Source organism: Streptomyces sp. NPDC057002 (assembly GCF_042673825.1).
Lineage (GTDB): Bacteria > Actinomycetota > Actinomycetes > Streptomycetales > Streptomycetaceae > Streptomyces.
The window spans coordinates 466,918-483,562 of sequence record NZ_JBHURZ010000004.1 but is presented as its reverse complement, the minus strand read 5'-3'; the positions used below and the strand labels follow the sequence as shown (position 1 = coordinate 483,562).

Below are 16,645 nucleotides of genomic sequence, written 5' to 3'. Positions count from 1 at the left end.
TGCGACAGGAAGCCGGATGATCTAGTACGACAGGATGACCGGATGAACGAAAAGGAATCCCCTCTTCCGGCCTCCGCCCCGCGCCCGATCCGGAGCGCGGCCAACCTCGCCGTCGTCGCTCTCGCCCTCGCCGGACTGGCCTGGGCGGTCCGGGCGGTCTGGCACATCCGGCTCGCCATGGCAGGCGAGCCGGCGTCCGGCCCGCCGGACCAGGGCAACGGCGTCCACCGACCTCTCAACGCCCTGGAGAACTCCTACCACTTGGTCAGCTCCGCGGGCGGCGCCGTCACGGCGGTCTGCGCGCTCGTGTTCCTGCTCTGGCTGGACCGCGCACGGGACAACGCCAGGGTCCTCTCGGGCAAGGAACCGCGGTACCAGTACTTCTGGCTCTTCCTGGCCTGGATCGTGCCCGTCGTGAACCTGTGGATACCCCGGGGCATGGTCGCGGACGTCCACGGGTCGGTCTTCCCCGAACGGCGGCTGCCCGCCGTCGTGAACTGGTGGTGGGGCCTGTGGCTGGCCGGCCTGGCCGGCGGAGTCGGCCTGTTCTACGCCGACTCCACCGACGACGTCATCGCCCGCGCCTACAACGGCGTCTGGCCCCTGCTCGCCGCCGACCTGGTGATCGTCGCAGCGGCCGCAACCGCCGCCCTCATGGTCCGCACGCTCACGGCGGCGCAGCAGGAACGCATCGACGAGGTCGCGCGGACCGGCTCCTAGGGTCGGTCTGGCAGGCCACGAACGCCCGGACGGGGCCTCCGGGTTGCCCCCTACTGACCCCTCGGCCGGGTCGACGGGACGTCCCGCGCCGGGGTCGGTGTGGCCGACGGGGTGCGGTCCACGGCCGTCGGGCGCGGGGTGGCGCGGGAGTTGTCCGTGCGCGGGCCGGCCGTGTCGGGGACCGGGGCCTCGGAAACGGAGGACGGTGCGGAGGACGGCGCCGAGTCCGGCGCGGAGGACGACGCGGACGGGGAAGGGGAGGGAGAAGAGGGCGGGGTGGGAAGGGGCGTCGTCGCGGGCGGCGGGGCCATCGGGATCGTCGGGGAGGCGGGGCGGTCCGGGGCCGCGAGGCGCAGGGGGAGTGCGACGAGGGCGGCCACGGCACAGCACACGCCGGCACCGGCCGCGGTGCGCAGGAGGCGTCGGCGGGTCGCCCTGCGGCGGATCGCCTCGTACTGGCCGGGCGGTGCGCCCAGGTAGTCGGGGGAGGAGGGACGCAGGATCACGGCGAGGGGGTCGTCGGGGCCGGAGTCCGGGTCGCCCGGGACGTCGTCAAGGCGTGTGGTCAAGGCTTCTCCTCAGATGGACGCGGAGCAGTTCCCGGGCCGCGTGCAGGTCGGCCTTGACGGTTCCTTCCTTGCGCCCGGTCAGTGCGGACACCTCCCGGATCGGCATGTCAGCGTAGTAGTGGAGGAGGATCGGCACACGGAGTCGTTCCGGGAGCGACTGGACGAGCAGCCGCACCGACGGGTCGGCCTGCTCGGGGTGGGGCCGTACGGCGGCCTCCGAGGTGACGCGGTGCATGGCCCGGCGCTCGCGCTCCAGTTTGCGCCAGTGGTCCCGGACGAGGTTGGCCGCGGTGACGTAGAGGAAGCCGCGGGGCTCCTCCACGGACGTCCAGCGGGCCCAGAGCCGGGTGAACGCCTCCGAGGCGATCTCGTGGGCCGTCCCGTCGTCGTCGACGAGCCGGCGGCACCAGCCGGCGAGGCGCGGATAGAGGGCGGCGAACAGTTCGGACGCGGCCTTCTCGCGGGACCGTTTCAACGCTCTCCAGAGGTCGGGGACTCGGTGCCGCTCAGCGCTGCGAAGACGATCACGTTGTCCGCGTATCCGTCGCCGGTGCGCGCTCCGCCGCACGTGATCAGCCGCAGCTCCGGGCGGTCCACGTTCCCGTAGACGTCGTCCGCCGGGAAGTCGGTTTTCGGGGTGGTCCGTACGTCCGTGACGGCGAACTCCGCCGCCGTGCCGTTCTCCAGGCGCGCCACGATCCGGTCGCCCCGGCGCAGCCGGTCGAGACGACGGAAGACGCCGTCGCCGTACTTCCCGACCGTGACATGACCGAGGATCACCGACGGCCCGGTCTGCCCCGGGGTCGGCGAGTGCCGGTACCAGCCCGCCCGGTCGTCCGCCGTGAGGGGCGGCACCTCGACCGTGCCGTCCGGTGCCAGGCCCAGCCGGATGACCGGTGTGTCGACGCCGACGGCCGGGACGAGCAACCGGACCGGAGCGGAACGGGCCAGGGGACGCGCCCCCTCGGCCGGAACCGCCCGCTCGGCCGGAACCGCCCGGGGCTTCGGCTGCCGCTCGGTGGTCCCGTGACCCCCGCACGCCGTCAGCAGCGACGCCAGTGCCGCGGTCGTGAACGCGCGCCTGGAGAACGCGGTCATGCCCCGGTCGCCCGGCGGCGGCGTACGACGAGGACCGCTCCGCCGCCCAGCGCGAACGCCGCGGCGGCGCCCGCGCCGATCGCCGTGCCGTCGCTCCCGGAGGACGAGGACGCCTGGGTCACACCGGTGTCGGGCGCACCGCCCGGCCGGACGGAGACCTGGTCCTCGGCCGGTGCCCGGGTCGGTTCGGGCTTCGAGGCCGGGGGGGTGGCGTCCGGCGCGCGGGTCGGTTCGGCACTGGCCTCCGGCTGGGGGGTGCCGGCCGGGGTGGCCGACGGGACCGGGCTCGGGGTCTTGCCGCCGTCGGCGAACGCGGGCCCGGTGCCCAGCAGTACGGCGGTGCCCGCGAGGGCCAGGGCGCTCAGGACGGTTCGGCGCATGGAATCGCTCTCCTTCGTCGGTCCCGCCCGATGGTCGGCGGGGTGGGTGACGGGTCGTGCGGAGAGACGACGCGGCCGCGAGGCAGGTTGTAAAGAGATGGCAAAGTCCGGTGAGGGCGTGCGCCCCGGCCCTCTTGGCAACACCTCCACCACCCGGTTCAATGGCGCCGTTTGGGATCGGGTCGCACCCGCCTCGACCACCGCCCCGTGGAAGGGTCACCTCCGTGCCGCACTCCCGCATCCCGGAATCCCTGGTCTTCGGCCCGGGGCACGCCCTCCTCGACCAGACCACCGGCGCACCCACACAGTTCGCGGACGGCGACGACCCCGTACGCCGGTTCCTCCTGGACGACGTTGCCACCCCCTGGCACTCCGTCGAGCACCAGTGGGGCTCCGGACACCTCGTCACCGACCGCGGCGGAGCCCGCTGGCACACCCCCGCCGACCTGCGGTTCACGGAGGCGGGACCGGAGGCGCTGCACACGCCGCTGCCCGGAGTCCGCCTGGTCGTCCGCCGGGCCGTGCACGAGGACGTGCTGCGCGAGTCGTACACCCTCGAGAACACCGCCGAGGACCCGCTCACCGTCACCGGACTCGGCATCCAGACCCCCTTCGCCGACCTGTACGAGGGTGCCGAGCACTCCCTGGAACGGGCCGTCCACGCCCACCTGTTCACCGGCGGGACCTGGGCGTGGGCACTGGCCCAGCCGATGTCCGGGCAGGGGCGGTGCCTGGGCCTGATCGTGCGGGAGGGGGCCCTGGGTGCGTACTCCGTCGAGTCGCGCAACCTGAACTCGCACTCCAACGCCCGTGGCCACCTGGTCCTGCTGGTCACGGACCGGGCCCGCAACCCGGAGGCGTTCGGCGGCCAGCCGGAACTGCGCCTGGGACCGGGGGAGTCGTACACCCTGGTCTGGGAGCTGGGCTGGTACGCGTCGGTCGCGGAGTTCACCGCGGCGACCCGGCCACCGGCGGTGCTGTCCGCGTACGCCGCCGAGCTCGGCGAGCCGATCGTCGTCGAGGCACCCTCCGTGAGCAGCCCGGACCCGGCCCTGAAGGTGGAGGAGGACACGGCGGGCCGCCACCGCGTCCAGGCCTCCCGGCACGGCAGCTACACGCTGGACCTCGGCGCCGGGGCCCGCACCGAGGTGCTGTTCCACCTGCCGCTGGAAATGGTCGTACGGCGCCGGGTCGCCTACGTCACGCGGAACCAGCGGGCCCGGGAGCGGCCCGGGCTGCTCGCCCACGCCTTCGTGCCGGTGGACACCCGGACCGGCCTGACGCAGGCGGCCAACGGCTGGGCGGACTGGACGGACGGCTCCGAGCGGATCGCCATGCCGCTGCTGCTCCAGACCGCCACGGCACGCGGCTGGGCGGACCCGGAGGAGACCGGGCCGCTGCTGGACGGCTGGTCCCGCTTCGCCCGCCGGTATCTGCTCGACGACAGCGCCGCCCCGCGCCGCGGCTCGCAGCACTGGCACACCGGGCCCCGGCTGTACGACACCCCGTGGCTGGCCCGGTTCTTCCACGACCGGCATGCCGCCACCGGCCGTGAGGACGAGCTGGACCTGGCCGCCCGCATCCTGGAGCGGAGCTTCGAACTCGGCGGTGCCGGGCACCTGTCCATCGGCCTCTCCCCGACGACCCTGGCCGTCTGCGCCGCCCTCGACGCCACGGGCGGAGCGGACCGAGCGGATCGGCTGCGCGGCCAATTGGTCGACAGCGCGCGGGAGTTCGTCCGCATGGGCAGGCGTCTGCCCGCCCATGAGGTCAACTACGAGCAGTCCATCGTGGCTCCCCTGCTGGACCTGCTCGTCGACGCGCACACCCTCACCGGCGACCCCGGCTTCCTGGACGCCGCCGCAGAACGGCTCCCCTGGCTGCTGTCCTTCGGCGGCCCCCAGCCCCACGCCCGGCTGCACGGCGTGGCCGTCCGGCACTGGGACGGCTACTGGTTCGGCGCCAACCGGCTGTGGGGCGACGTCTTCCCGCACTACTGGAGCGCGCTGACCGCCGCCACCCTCCACCGCCTGCCCGCCCCCTTGCGCACCGCGGACACCGACCGTCTCGCCGAGGCGATATGGCGCGCCAACCTGGCCAACTACCGCGAGGACGGCTCCGCCACCTGCGCCTTCGTCCTGCCCTCGACCGTCGACGGCAGGGCCGCCCACACCGCCGACCCCCTCGCCAACGACCAGGACTGGCACCTCGTGCTGTGGATGCAGACAGCCATGTAGAGCACCGTGAAGGGATGGCCCGTTGACCACTTCACCCGTCCACCCCACCGTCCCCCGCACCGCCGATGTCGTGATCATCGGCGGTGGTGTGATGGGCACGAGCATCGCCTTCCACCTGGCCGAGGCCGGGGTGCGGGACATCGTCGTCGTGGAGCGCGGCGAGCTGGGCCGCGGCAGCTCGGGCAAGCCGATCGGCGGTGTACGGGCGCACTTCTCCGACCCGCTCAACATCGAACTGGGCGACCGGAGTCTGCGCGCCTTCCGGGACTTCCCGGACCGCCCCGGCGCCGACATCCGTCTCGACACCGTCGGCTACCTCTTCCTGCTCACCACCGAGCGGCAGGCCGCCGACTTCGAGGCCGCCGTCCGGCTGCAGAACTTCCTCGGCGTCCCCAGCCGGATGACCGGCCCCGAAGAGGCCCGCCGCCTGTGTCCCTACGTCAGCACCGACGGACTGGTGGCCGCCGCCCACTCGCCGGCCGACGGCCACGCCCGGCCCGCCCTGGTCGTCCAGGGCTACGCGCGTGCGGCGGCCCGCGCAGGGGTCGTCCTCGCGACCCACACCGCTGTCACCGGACTCGACACCGCCGGCGACCGGGTCACGGCCGTCCACACCGACCGCGGGCGGATCGACTGCGCCACGGTCGTCTGCGCCGCCGGAGCCTGGTCGGCACGGATCGGCGACCTGGCCGGCGTCCCCCTCCCCGTCAGGCCGGTCCGCCGCCAACTGGCCTTCACCGTGCCGCTCACGCCCCCCGCCCCGCGCATCCCCTTCACCATCGACTTCGCGTCCTCGGCGTACTTCCACAACAGCGACGACGGGCTCCTCTTCGGCCTGGCCGACCCCGCCGAGCCGGACGGCTTCGACACCACCTGGACCCCCGGGTGGCTGGAGCTCTTCCGCGACGTCGTACGCCACCGCGCCCCCGGCCTCGCCGGCATGGAGACGGCGGGCGGCTGGGCCGGGCTCTACGAGGTCACCCCCGATCACAACGCGCTCATCGGCCGCTCCGGCGAGGTCGTCAACTTCCTCTACGCCACCGGATTCTCCGGCCACGGCTTCCTCCAGGCCCCGGCGGTCGGGGAGATCGTCCGCGACCTGTACCTGGACCGGACGCCCTGCGTCGACGTCGGCCCGCTCAGTGCCGACCGCTTCCGGGAGGGGGCGGCGATCCGGCCCGAGTCGCATGTCGTCTGAGGCTCCGGATATTCGGCTGCACGAGGGTGCGGGGGCCGCTAGCATCGCCGCGATGACGACCTCCTCCGTTGACAGATTGGGGGTCCCGTCCGCGCCAGGTGAGTGCTGATGCTCACCCACACCGCGAACGGGAACACCCCGCCTTCCCCAAGGCCGGCTTCCTTCTGGCCGCGCGTGCGCGAGTTCGCCGTGCCGCCCTCCATGATCGAGACCGCGACGGCCCGGCGGCATGCCGGTGACTGGGCGGGCGCGTGCGCAGCCGCCGGTATCGACGTCGACCTCCAGCCGCGTGCCGTGGCCCGGGCCCACGGCCGGGAACTCGCCGCCCGGCTCCGGGCCGACCTGCGGCACCTGGCTCCCGACCTGCTGCGCTGGCACCTGCCGAGGATCGCCCCCGACGGGCTGCTGCGGCCGGGGCTGACGATCGGCCTGGCCCGGTACGACACCACGGGCACGAGACCGCTGCACCTCGTGGTGCGGACACCACCGGCCTGGGCCGACGCCGGTCAGCGGATCGGCCTCGCGCTGTGGGACGCCTCGGACACCACCGACCGGCGTCATCCGCATCCCCGCCCCAGCAGACGGTTCCGTCTCGACCTGCACCGGCATCTGTGGGATGCGCGCCGGGCGGGAGAGCTGCGGGTGCGGGCGGGGGCGGATCTTCCTGCCGCGGACGGTCGTTCGGCGCCCGGGCCGCTGCCGCAGGGCTATCGCTGCGCCGTCGACCGGTGGGCGGCCGAGGCAGAGATCCTGCTGCGTGCCGAGGGGCGGCCGGCCGGCCGGGTCGGTGTCCGCCTCGGGGCGCGCGACCGGCTGGTTCTGGACGTGTCCGACGGCACCGCCGTGGTGACGTCGCACGCCCCCGATCCCGCACTGCCCGTCCTGCCCGACGCGGCGACCTGGGTGCTGCCCGACCTGGAGCTGCTCCGGGCCGGGGCGATCGACCCCGGGCGGCTGCATCCGCTGGTCGCCTCCGCGCTGGAGGTGGAGCGGACCGGCACCTCCGGGGTGCGGGACGAGGCGGGTGATCCACGGCAGGTGGAGTGCCGGGGAGCCCGGCACACCATCGGCCTGGTCGACGGCGCCCTGGCCGCGCTGGACCACGACCCGGACGAGATCCGGCGAGAGGAACTGCTGGCCGCCCTGGGCGGCCCACCTCTGCCCTGTCTCCAGGCCATCGACCGCGCACACCGCCGCCCGGACTGCCTCGTCGGCGTGAGTGAACGCCTCCGGCACGGCGACGTCACCGGGGCGCTGGCCGCCGTGGAGAGCCTGCTGGGCCCCGAAGCGGTGCTGCGCGACGGCCCGTTGCGGGACGCGCTGGAGACGGCCGCGCGGCGGCGGATCGCCTACGGGCTCTTCCGGGCGGGCCTGGACGGGCCCTCGCCCGGCAGCCTGCGCCCCTGGGACCGCCGCCGCTCCCGCGGCCACGGCCCGCACCCCCGCCACATGTGACCAGGGCCTTTCCGCCCCGGACCTTTCAGCCCACCAGACCCAAAGGTGATCACACATGCTCACACGCAACTCGCCCCTGGCCGACACCACCGCCCGCCTCGACGTCGCCGCCGACCTGCTGACCCTCCTGCGCGACACCACCACCGAACCCCGCCCCGACACCCAACTGGAGGCCCTCACCCTGGCCGTGGCCGCCGACCTGCCCGTACTGCTGTGGGGAGAGCCGGGCATCGGCAAGACGGCCGCCCTGAACCAGCTCGCCGCCGCCCTGGACCTGCCGCTGACCACGGTGATCGCGAGCGTGCACGAGCCGTCCGACTTCTCGGGGCTGCCGGTCGTCGGGGACGATCCCGCCGAACAGGGTGTGCCCATGGCCCCGCCGGACTGGGCGGTGCGCCTGGTGCGGGCCGGCCGGGGACTGCTCTTCCTCGACGAACTGTCCACCGCGCCGCCCGCCGTCCAGGCCGCCCTGCTCCGGCTCGTGCTGGAGCGGCGGATCGGCGCGCTGCGGCTGCCGCCCGGCGTGCGGATCGTGGCCGCCGCCAACCCGCGCTCCTCGGCCGCCGACGGCTGGGAACTGAGCCCGCCGCTCGCCAACCGCTTCGTCCACCTCCAGTGGACGCACGACACCGAGGTCGTCGTCCGCGGCCTCGGCGGGACCTGGCCCCGGGCGACCCTTCCCCGGCTCGACCCGGGGAAGCTGCCCGAGGCCGTGGCCTTCGCCCGCCGTGCCGTGTGCGAGCTGCTCACCGCACGCCCCGGGCTTGTGCACCGGCTGCCCAGCGGAGAGACCCGCAGGGGCGGGGCCTGGCCGTCGCCCCGCAGCTGGGAGATGACGCTGCACCTGATCGCCTTCGCCACCGCGGCCGGCTCCTCCCGCGATGTGCTCTCCCTGCTGGTCCGGGGCACCGTCGGGGATGGGCCGGGACTCGAACTGCTGGCGAGCCTGGACCGGATGGACCTTCCGGACCCCGAGACCCTGCTGGCCGACCCGGCCGGGGCGGTTCTGCCCGCACGGGGCGATCTGCGCCAGGCCGCGCTGGACGCCGTCGTCGCGGCGGTCCGCAGCCGCCCGGAGCGGTCCCGCTGGGAAGCGGCGTGGGCACTGCTGGTCAAGGCGGTGGAGAGCGGACCCCCGGACGTCGTGGTCGTCCCCGCGACCACACTCGCCGCCCTGCGCCGGGAGGGCTGGGACGTACCGGTGGCGATCGAGCGCCTCGCCGGAGTCGTCTCCCTGTCCGGCCGGGCGGACCGCGCGGCGGCCCGGACGACGGCGAAGGCGGGCCGATGACGACCACGCAGACGGGAGCCCTCGACCAGGGCAAGCTCTTCGCCGCCCGCCTGCACGCCGCCCGCGTCCGGCCCTACCTCGCGACGGCCCTGTTCGCCCTGCACGTCGTGGAGTCGCGCCGGGTGCCGACGATGGGCGTCGACCGGCACTGGCGGTGCTACGTCTCTCCGCTGTTCGTGGACCGTACGCCCGTCGAGGAACTGGCCGGTGTGTGGGTGCACGAGGTGTCGCACCTGCTGCGCGACCACCACCGCCGCAGCGACCGGGTCGCTCGGGAACGGGGCCTGAGCGGACCGGGGGAGCGGCTGCGGATGAACATCGCCGCGGACTTCGAGATCAACGACGACGTCTACGGCGACGGCCTGGCCCGCCCCGAGGGAGTCGTCGAGCCGGGTGATCTGGGGCTGGCGGAGGGCGAGTTGATGGAGGAGTACCTCCGGCAGTTCAGCCTCGGCCCGCGTATGCAGGACCTGGCCTGGCTGGACTGCGGGAGCGGCGCCGACGGACTGGGCCGGGAGTGGGAACTCGGCCCGGACGGCGCGCACGGCCTGAGCGAGCAGGAACGAGACGCCGTACGCTTCCGGGTGGCGCAGGGCATCACCGGCCGCCCCGGCAACGCCCCGCAGGGCTGGCGGCGCTGGGCGGAGGAGGCCTTTCACCCACCCCAGCCCTGGCGGGAGTTGCTGGGTGCGGCGGTCCGCTCGGCCGCGTCAGGGCCCGGCGCGGGCGAGGACTACACCTACGGCCGTCCGGCCCGGCGCTCGGTCTGTCTGCCCGGTGTCGTGCTCCCGAGCCTGAGGCGCCGCCCGCCCCGGGTATCGGTCATCATCGACACCTCCGGCTCGGTCAGCGACGCCGAACTCGGCAGCGCGCTCCTGGAAGTCGCCGCGATCGCCCGGGCCGTGGGCGGACGCCGCGACCTCGTCACCGTGGTGCCCTGCGACGCCTCGGCCGGCATCGCCCGCCGCCTCTGCCGCGCCGAGGGCATCCCCCTGACGGGCGGCGGCGGCACGGACCTGCGCGCCGGCTTCACCCGCGCCCTGCGCTCCCGCCCGGCCCCGGACGTCATCGTGGCCCTCACCGACGGCCAGACGCCCTGGCCGGGCAACCGGCCTCCGTGCCGGACGGTGGTCGGCCTGTTCCCGCGCGGGTACCGGGGGCACGCCTACGACGAGACCAATCCCGAGTACGTCCCGGACACACCGCCGGCCTGGGCCCGGGTGGTGGACATCGGCTGATCCGGCTTTATGAGTGAGGGACCAGCTGCGGAGGAGCATCATGGTGATCCCGAGTGGTGCAGGGGCGGAGGGCCTGAAGAGTGGGTGGTGCGAGGGGGCGGTGGTGGTGGCGGCTCTACGCGTGCGTGGCCCTGCTGGTGGTCGGTGGTGTCCTCTACGCCCAGGGCGTGGACCGGGTGGACGCCATCGGCAAGGTGATCGGCGTCGTCGTCGCGCTGCTCGGGCTGCCGCCGTTGCTGCTCGCCGCCTTCCGGCTCCAGCAGGGTGCTGCGGAGCCGGCCGACGGAGGGGCGGGTGGGGTGGCCGACCGGCTGGCTGTGGCGGTACGCCGTCAGTGGGAGGCGGAAGCCGAGGTGCGGCGACTGAGCGATCCCTATCCGCTGCCGGTCGCTTGGACCGCCGATCGAGGGTTGACCGAGGAATGGTCGCTGATCCGGTCGATCGCCCGGGAAGCGCCGGGCGGTCCGGTGAACGACCCCGGCCGGTGGGCCGACGGCCCGGAAGGGCTCAGGGGTTCGGGCAACGACATCGAGCAGGTCTTCCTGGACCGGGTGCCCACGAGACGCCTGGTCGTGCTCGGCGAACCGGGCGCCGGAAAGACCATGGTGCTGGTCCGGCTGCTCCTCGCCCTGCTCGACCCCACGCACCGGGCGGACGGCGGCCCGGTGCCGTTCCTGTTCGCCCTGGCCTCGTTCGACCCAGCCGGCCAGGACCTGCGGACATGGATGGTGAACGAGCTGACCCGGGGGCATCCCGCGCTCGGCGGCCCCGCCCTGGGCCTCGGCTCGCGGCCCGGCGGTCCCCGGCTCACGCTGGCCCACGAGCTTCTGGAAAACCGTCTGATCCTGCCGCTGTTCGATGGCCTGGACGAGCTGCCCGGCCCTCTCCGGCCCCTCGTCCTGGACGCGATCAACCAGGCCCTGGACCCCAAGCAGGCACTGGTGTTGTCCTGCCGTACCGCCGAATACGGGCAGGCGCTCGCCCCGGACGGCGACGCGAGTGGCGTACCGCTGAACGCGGCTGCCGTGATCGAACTCGCGGCTCTCGACGCCGGGACGGCGATCGCGTATCTGAGCCGAGACGCCGGTGGCAGGAGGCCGTCGGGCGCGGAACGCTGGGCACGGGTCGCGGACGCTCTGGGCGACCGGACGTCGCCCGTCGCGCAGGCGTTGAGCACGCCGCTGGGGCTCTTCATGGCCCGCACCATCTACAACCCGCGCCCGGGAGAGCGGATCGGCGATCGGGCGCAACCCGATGAACTCGTCGATGCCGGCTTTCCCTCGCGCGCCGCAGTGGAGAGCCATCTGTTCGGTGCCTTCGTGCTGGCCGCCTACCGGCCGCATCCCTCCCGTCCGTGCCGCTGGAGCCCACAACAGGCCGAGAAGTACCTGGTTTTCCTCGCCCATCACCTCGACACCGCCCTCGGCGGCACCCCCAACCTCGCCTGGTGGCAACTGTCGGCCCGCTTCCCCGGCTTCCGTCTGATCCTCGTCTTCGGGCTCTGGGGCGCACTTGCCGGATGGCCGATTCTGGGAGGTCGGGCCGCACTGCTGTCGGGAGGCCTCGTCTGCCTGGCGACCGGAGCGGGAGCCGTCTTCTCGCCTGTGCACGAGCAGTCGGGGCCGAGCATGGGCGTCGGCTGGTATCCCAACGTCTTCGTCGGCGTCGGAGCGGTGGGCGGAGCCGTGGCGGGGCTCGCGATCGGGCTGCCATTCGGGGCCCGGAACGGCGTGGCGACCGCGCTCGCCGCCGGACTGGTGGGAGCGGTGGCGGGCGGACTGGGCGCCCACATCCCCACGACGTCGGCCGCGGTCAGCCCCGGTGACCTTCTGGTCAAGGACCGCCGTACATTCCTGGGCCTGTGGTGCGTGAGCGGCTCCCTGGCCGCTGTCGCGATCGGGCCGGGGACCCGTCCGGACCTGGGCCTGCTGGCGGGACTGGCGTTCGGCACCTTCGTGGGCAGCGGCGGATCACTCTGGTGGCGCTTCGCCACCGCGCGGTTCTTGCTGGCCGGACAGGGACGCATACCGTGGCGCCTGATGGCCTTCCTGGCGGACGCCCATGCGAGCCGGGGCGTGCTGCGCCGGGTGGGCACCGTCTACCAGTTCCGCCATCTGGGACTCCAGCGCCATCTCGCCCACCGCTACGAGACGGCCCGACGACGCTGACTCTCCCGGAGAGAATCCCCTCCCTGTCAGGTGCTTTCCGTGCCGGTCGGCCGGTCCAGCAGCCCCCGTTCCATCGCCACCACCACCGCCCTCGTGCGGTCGTTGACGTCGAGCTTGGCGAACAGCCGCAGCAGATGGGTCTTCACCGTGGCCTCGGCGATGACGAGGCGGCGGCCGATCTCGGCATTGGTCAGCCCGTCCGCGACCGCGTTCAGGACGTCCGCCTCGCGGGCCGTCAGCGGGATCTGCGCGGGCTGGCGCATACGGGCGACCAGGCGTTCGGCGACCCGGGGCGCCAGCACGGTCTCGCCGCGCGCCGCCGCGTGGATCGCGTCGGCCAGCTGCTCACGCGTGGTGTCCTTCAGGAGGTAGCCGATGGCGCCGGCCTCCACCGCGCGCTCGATCTCCGCGTCCGTGTCGTACGTCGTCAGGATCAGCACCCGGGTGCGGGGGAAGCGCGCGACGATCTCGGTCGTGGTCGCCACCCCGTCCAGCACGGGCATCCGCAGGTCGACCAGGGCGACATCGGGCGCGTGGCGCTCGACGAGGCCGAGGGCCGCGCGGCCGTCGCCCGCCTCGCCGACGATCTCGATGCCGGACTCGGAGGCGAGCAGGGCCACCACTCCGGCCCGCATGACGGTGTGGTCGTCGACCACGACGATGCGCAGCGGTCCGTCGGTCATGCGGAGGCCTCTCCGGCGTCGGCCGTCAGGGGTATCAGTGCCAGCACCCGCGTCCCGTCCCCCACCGAACTCGTCACCGTCAGCCTCCCGCCCAGCTCCGCCAGCCGTTTGCGCATGCCGTCCAGGCCGAAGCCCGACGACTCCGCCACCACGAAACCGGTCCCGTCGTCGGTGATCTCCAGCTCCACGCCGTCCGGCTGCCGGGCCAGCACCACGCCGACCGTGGAGGCGCGGGCGTGCTTGCGTACGTTGGCCAGTGACTCCTGGGTGCAGCGCAGCAGCGCGATCCGGGTCTGCTGGTCGCACTCCAGGTCCGCCAGCTCGGCGTCGACGGTGAGGCCGGTGTCCTCGGCGAAACGGTCCAGGGTGCGGCGCAGGGTCTGGGCCACCGACCCCGCCGCCACCTGGCCGGGGCGCCGGGGCGAGCCGACCAGCTCCCGCGCCTCGGCGAGGTTCTCCCGGGCCGTGGACTCGATCGACCGCAACTGCTGGGCGCTGCGAGCCGGTTCGGGGCCGAGCCCCGCCCGGGCCGCCTCGGCGAGCACGATGATCGAGGCGAAGCCCTGGGCGAGGGTGTCGTGGATGTCCCGCGCCAGCCGTTCCCGCTCGTCCGCCGCGCCCTGCCGCTGATGCGCCTCGGCCAACCGGGCCTGGGTCTCCTCCAGTTCGGTGATCAGCCGGGCCCGCTCTGCGCTCTGTCCGACCACCGAGTGCGCCCACAGCCCGATCAGCACCCCCACCCCGACGACGAGCACCGTGGAGACGAGCGTCTCGGTGAAGAACTCCACCGTCCAGCCGTCCTGCCGCAGCACGCTCGCGGCCAGGGTCGCGGCCGTGGCGAGCCCCAGGAACACCACCGAGGCCTTCGGCGTCCGCCCGAACAGCCAGTAGTGCGGCAGCGTCACCATGAACAGCGCCCCGTAGTTGTCCCGCAGATAGGCCAGCCCACCCAGCGCGACCACCAGCACCGACAGATACACGTGCGGCCGTACGACGGGGTTGGCCGGGAAGCGGTACAGGACCGCGTAGGACACCATCACCGCGCCCAGCAGGACCAGCGCCGCGTACTTGCTCCCGCCGGGCCGGTCGCTGGCGGTCGACCCGACGGCGATGACGGCGAACAGCAGCCAGCACACCGCGTTCCAGCGGCGCAGCGTCGTGGTCCAGAAGGCGTCGGCGGTGGAACCGGCGGATGCGGTCATGCCGATCAACGTACGTCGACCGCCGGACGGGAGGAGGACCTTTTCTCCGGGACGGCGAGCGCCCGCCGCACCGCACGCGAGGGCCACCAGCTCGACTCGCCCAGCAGCAGCATGGCCGCCGGCAGGATCATCACCCGGACCACGAACGCGTCGATCAGCACGGCCGCCGCGAGCACGAAGCCGATCTGCTTCATCTCGATGATGTGCAGGAAGACGAAACTGGCGAACACCGTCGTCATCACGACCGCGGCACTGGTCACCACGCTCGCCGAGGAGCGGATCCCGTCCAGCACCGCCTGCCGCGTGGGCACGCCCGCGAGCGCCGCCTCCCTGATCCGGCTGACCACGAACACCTGGTAGTCCATCGACAGTCCGAAGAGGATCACGAAGAGGAACAGCGGCACCCGCGACCCGACCGACCCGGTGGAGTCGAAGTCCAGCAGGCCCTCGGCCCACGTCCCCTGGAAGACCAGCACCAGCAGCCCGAGCGCCGCAGCCGCGGACAGCAGGTTCAGTACGACGCCGAGCAGCCCGAGCACGACCGAGCGGAAGGCGTACACGGTCATCGCGAACGTCACCAGCAGCAACGCGCCGAGGACCAGGGGCAGTTTGCCGTTCTGGTGGGCGGGATAGTCGGCGTAGCGGGCGACGTCGCCGCTCACGCCGTACTCGGCGCCGCCGATCCGCCCCACGGTCGCGGGCAGGAAGTCGTCCCGGAGCCGGTCGAGGGAGTCGTAGGCCTCCTCGGAGTTGCCGAGGTACGGCACCTTCAGTTCGAGGGTGCTGGTGCGGTCGTCGGCCGAGGTCCGGATCCGCGACGCCCCGGTGAACAGCCGGTCGTCCTCCGCCCGCCCGGCCACCTCCCGCAGGGCGGCGACGACCTCCGCCGACCGCGCGGCATCGGCCCGCACGACGACCTGATGGGTCACCCGCTGCTCCGGGAACGCCTCGTTGAGCCGGTCGTACACCCGCATCGCCGGGATGTCACGGGAGTGCGTGTCCCGGCTCATCTCGGTGATCTTCAGCCCGGCCAGCGGGACGACGAGCGCGAGCAGGGCGAGGACCGAGACGCACAGGGTGGCCAGGGGATGCCGGGCGGCGGGCCGCAGCAGGGCACTCCACACCCGGCCGCCGCCCCGCTCACCCCGCACCCGGCGTACCGGCTTGCCGCGCTCGGCCCGCCGCCGTGCCCGGCGCTCCGCCCGCCGCCCGAGCTTGACGAGCAGCGCGGGCAGGGCCGTCAGCGAACTCGCCACCGCCACCAGGACGACCACGATCGTGCCGGTCGCGAGGGACGAGAAGATCACGTCGGAGGCGAGATACAGCGTCGCCGTGGAGGCGACCACCGCCATCCCGGAGACCACCACCGCCCGGCCCGAGGTCGCGGCGGCCAGCTCCACCAGCGCCTCGGAGGAGAGCCGTCCACCGGAGCGGGCCCGTTCCTCCCGCTCGCGCTTGAGATAGAAGAGCGTGTAGTCGACGCCGACCGCGAGGCCGATCATCAGGATGACGTTCGTTCCGATCCCGGCGTCGGGCGACACATGTGAGACGACCATCGAGAGGCCGACCGCCGCCGCGATCGACGACAGTGCCAGCAGCAACGGCACCCCGGCCATGGTCACCGACCCGAACACGACCAGCAGCGTGAGCAGGGTGACGGGCAGGGTGATCGCCTCGGACAGCGCCAGATCGTCACTGCGCTGCCGGTCGACCCCCTTGCTGACGGAAGGACTTCCCGTCTCCTCCAGCAGCAGCCCCGGGTGCCCCTTCCGCACCGCCGAGGTCTGCGCCACGAGCGCGTCGACCTTGTCCTTGGCGTCCCGCTCCTCGCCCTTCAGCGCCACCTCGACCATCAGAATCCGGCGGTCCTCGGACAACAACGGATCGGCCACGCCCGCCACTTCGGGCAGCCGCCGCATCCGCTCGGAGAGATCCTTCGCGGCGGCCCGGGCAGCGCCCTGATCGAGAGCACCGCCCGAACGGGAGGAGATCAGCACCTGCTCGGCGGCCCTGCGCTCCAGCCGGGCCTCGGCGGCGAGGGCCTCGGCCCGCCCGGCCTCACCGACCCGGTAGTCCGCCGTCTTCGCACTGTTCGTGCCGACGGCACTGCCGACGCCCAGACACAGCGCCACGAACACCAGCCAGCCGGCGATCGCCCGCCAGGGGTGCCGCGCGCTCCAGCGCGCCACGCGCACAGAGAATGAGTTCATGCCCAAAAGGGTTGCTGAGCAGGGCGGTTGCCGGACAGAGGCACTCGGTTGAACCTGCCGTCCACCGGTCGGTGGACCCGCCCCCTGGGGAAAACCCCACACCCCTCGACCTCAGACGGGCTTCAGCACGACGGCCTGTCCGCCCGCCGGCGCCACCGGGATACGCGAACACCCCGGGTGCCGGGCCTGGTGCGGC

At 73.6% G+C, this 16,645-nt stretch carries 14 protein-coding genes; 7 read left to right on the top strand and 7 right to left on the bottom strand.

The window, feature by feature from the left end; translation table 11 throughout:
- The first annotated feature begins 42 nt into the window (after positions 1–42).
- On the top strand, positions 43–720 hold the full coding sequence (locus ACFT32_RS22210) for a DUF4328 domain-containing protein (protein WP_382491814.1): 678 nt from the start codon (positions 43–45) through the stop codon (positions 718–720).
- A 50-nt stretch (positions 721–770) separates the two neighbouring features.
- Here ACFT32_RS22210 and ACFT32_RS22205 read toward each other — a convergent pair whose 3' ends face one another.
- Genes ACFT32_RS22205 through ACFT32_RS22190 form a run of 4 tightly spaced genes read right to left on the bottom strand, consistent with a single transcriptional unit; the run spans position 771 to position 2,767 of the window.
- The gene (locus tag ACFT32_RS22205; protein WP_382491812.1) at positions 771–1,289 is read right to left on the bottom strand and encodes a hypothetical protein; all 519 of its coding nucleotides are present in this window, start codon (positions 1,287–1,289) and stop codon (positions 771–773) included.
- Positions 1,273–1,764 (bottom strand): RNA polymerase sigma factor, encoded by a 492-nt coding sequence (locus tag ACFT32_RS22200; RefSeq protein WP_031113208.1) that lies wholly within the window; start codon positions 1,762–1,764, stop codon positions 1,273–1,275. The genes ACFT32_RS22205 and ACFT32_RS22200 overlap by 17 nt, the downstream gene beginning before the upstream one ends.
- Positions 1,761–2,387, bottom strand: coding sequence for a class F sortase (locus tag ACFT32_RS22195; protein WP_382491808.1), 627 nt, complete (start codon positions 2,385–2,387; stop codon positions 1,761–1,763). Before ACFT32_RS22195 ends, ACFT32_RS22200 begins: the two co-directional genes overlap by 4 nt.
- Positions 2,384–2,767, bottom strand: a complete 384-nt coding sequence (locus ACFT32_RS22190; protein ID WP_382491806.1) for a sortase-dependent protein — start codon at positions 2,765–2,767, stop codon at positions 2,384–2,386. Before ACFT32_RS22190 ends, ACFT32_RS22195 begins: the two co-directional genes overlap by 4 nt.
- A 224-nt stretch (positions 2,768–2,991) precedes the next feature.
- Here ACFT32_RS22190 and ACFT32_RS22185 point away from each other — a divergent pair, with 224 nt between their 5' ends.
- The 6 genes from ACFT32_RS22185 (at position 2,992) to ACFT32_RS22160 (ending at position 12,354) form a co-directional block, all read left to right on the top strand.
- The gene (locus tag ACFT32_RS22185; RefSeq protein ID WP_382491803.1) at positions 2,992–5,004 is read left to right on the top strand and encodes a hypothetical protein; all 2,013 of its coding nucleotides are present in this window, start codon (positions 2,992–2,994) and stop codon (positions 5,002–5,004) included.
- A gap of 22 nt (positions 5,005–5,026) precedes the next feature.
- A complete protein-coding gene (locus ACFT32_RS22180) occupies positions 5,027–6,202 on the top strand; it encodes an NAD(P)/FAD-dependent oxidoreductase (protein ID WP_382491801.1) in 1,176 nt (391 codons plus the stop codon).
- Between the two features lie 108 nt (positions 6,203–6,310).
- The gene (locus ACFT32_RS22175) at positions 6,311–7,657 is read left to right on the top strand and encodes a hypothetical protein (protein WP_382491798.1); all 1,347 of its coding nucleotides are present in this window, start codon (positions 6,311–6,313) and stop codon (positions 7,655–7,657) included.
- Between the two features lie 55 nt (positions 7,658–7,712).
- Positions 7,713–8,948, top strand: a complete 1,236-nt coding sequence (locus tag ACFT32_RS22170; protein ID WP_382491796.1) for an AAA family ATPase — start codon at positions 7,713–7,715, stop codon at positions 8,946–8,948.
- Positions 8,945–10,186: a VWA-like domain-containing protein gene (locus tag ACFT32_RS22165; protein ID WP_382491794.1), complete on the top strand. Its 1,242-nt coding sequence runs from the start codon at positions 8,945–8,947 to the stop codon at positions 10,184–10,186. The genes ACFT32_RS22170 and ACFT32_RS22165 overlap by 4 nt, the downstream gene beginning before the upstream one ends.
- 80 nt (positions 10,187–10,266) lie before the next feature.
- Entirely contained in the window at positions 10,267–12,354 is a 2,088-nt protein-coding gene (locus tag ACFT32_RS22160) for an NACHT domain-containing protein (protein WP_382491791.1), read from the top strand.
- A 26-nt stretch (positions 12,355–12,380) separates the two neighbouring features.
- On the opposite strand, the gene ACFT32_RS22155 is transcribed toward ACFT32_RS22160, so the two are convergent.
- The 3 genes from ACFT32_RS22155 to ACFT32_RS22145 are packed head-to-tail and all read right to left on the bottom strand — an operon-like array spanning position 12,381 to position 16,449.
- The gene (locus tag ACFT32_RS22155) at positions 12,381–13,037 is read right to left on the bottom strand and encodes a response regulator (RefSeq protein WP_382491788.1); all 657 of its coding nucleotides are present in this window, start codon (positions 13,035–13,037) and stop codon (positions 12,381–12,383) included.
- Entirely contained in the window at positions 13,034–14,239 is a 1,206-nt protein-coding gene (locus ACFT32_RS22150) for a histidine kinase (protein ID WP_382491787.1), read from the bottom strand. Before ACFT32_RS22150 ends, ACFT32_RS22155 begins: the two co-directional genes overlap by 4 nt.
- A gap of 5 nt (positions 14,240–14,244) precedes the next feature.
- The gene (locus ACFT32_RS22145) at positions 14,245–16,449 is read right to left on the bottom strand and encodes an MMPL family transporter (RefSeq protein WP_382491785.1); all 2,205 of its coding nucleotides are present in this window, start codon (positions 16,447–16,449) and stop codon (positions 14,245–14,247) included.
- Positions 16,450–16,645: the final 196 nt, after the last annotated feature.

Excerpts from the sequence above, each read along its gene's own strand:
- ACFT32_RS22210 (WP_382491814.1), top strand. The coding sequence starts at position 43 with ATGAACGAAAAGGAATCCCCTCTTCCGGCCTCCGCCCCGCGCCCGATC.
- ACFT32_RS22175 (WP_382491798.1), top strand. The coding sequence starts at position 6,311 with ATGCTCACCCACACCGCGAACGGGAACACCCCGCCTTCCCCAAGGCCG.
- ACFT32_RS22170 (WP_382491796.1), top strand. The coding sequence starts at position 7,713 with ATGCTCACACGCAACTCGCCCCTGGCCGACACCACCGCCCGCCTCGAC.
- ACFT32_RS22155 (WP_382491788.1), bottom strand. The coding sequence starts at position 13,037 with ATGACCGACGGACCGCTGCGCATCGTCGTGGTCGACGACCACACCGTC.
- ACFT32_RS22145 (WP_382491785.1), bottom strand. The coding sequence starts at position 16,449 with ATGAACTCATTCTCTGTGCGCGTGGCGCGCTGGAGCGCGCGGCACCCC.
- ACFT32_RS22165 (WP_382491794.1), top strand. The coding sequence starts at position 8,945 with ATGACGACCACGCAGACGGGAGCCCTCGACCAGGGCAAGCTCTTCGCC.
- ACFT32_RS22150 (WP_382491787.1), bottom strand. The coding sequence starts at position 14,239 with ATGACCGCATCCGCCGGTTCCACCGCCGACGCCTTCTGGACCACGACG.
- ACFT32_RS22195 (WP_382491808.1), bottom strand. The coding sequence starts at position 2,387 with ATGACCGCGTTCTCCAGGCGCGCGTTCACGACCGCGGCACTGGCGTCG.
- ACFT32_RS22190 (WP_382491806.1), bottom strand. The coding sequence starts at position 2,767 with ATGCGCCGAACCGTCCTGAGCGCCCTGGCCCTCGCGGGCACCGCCGTA.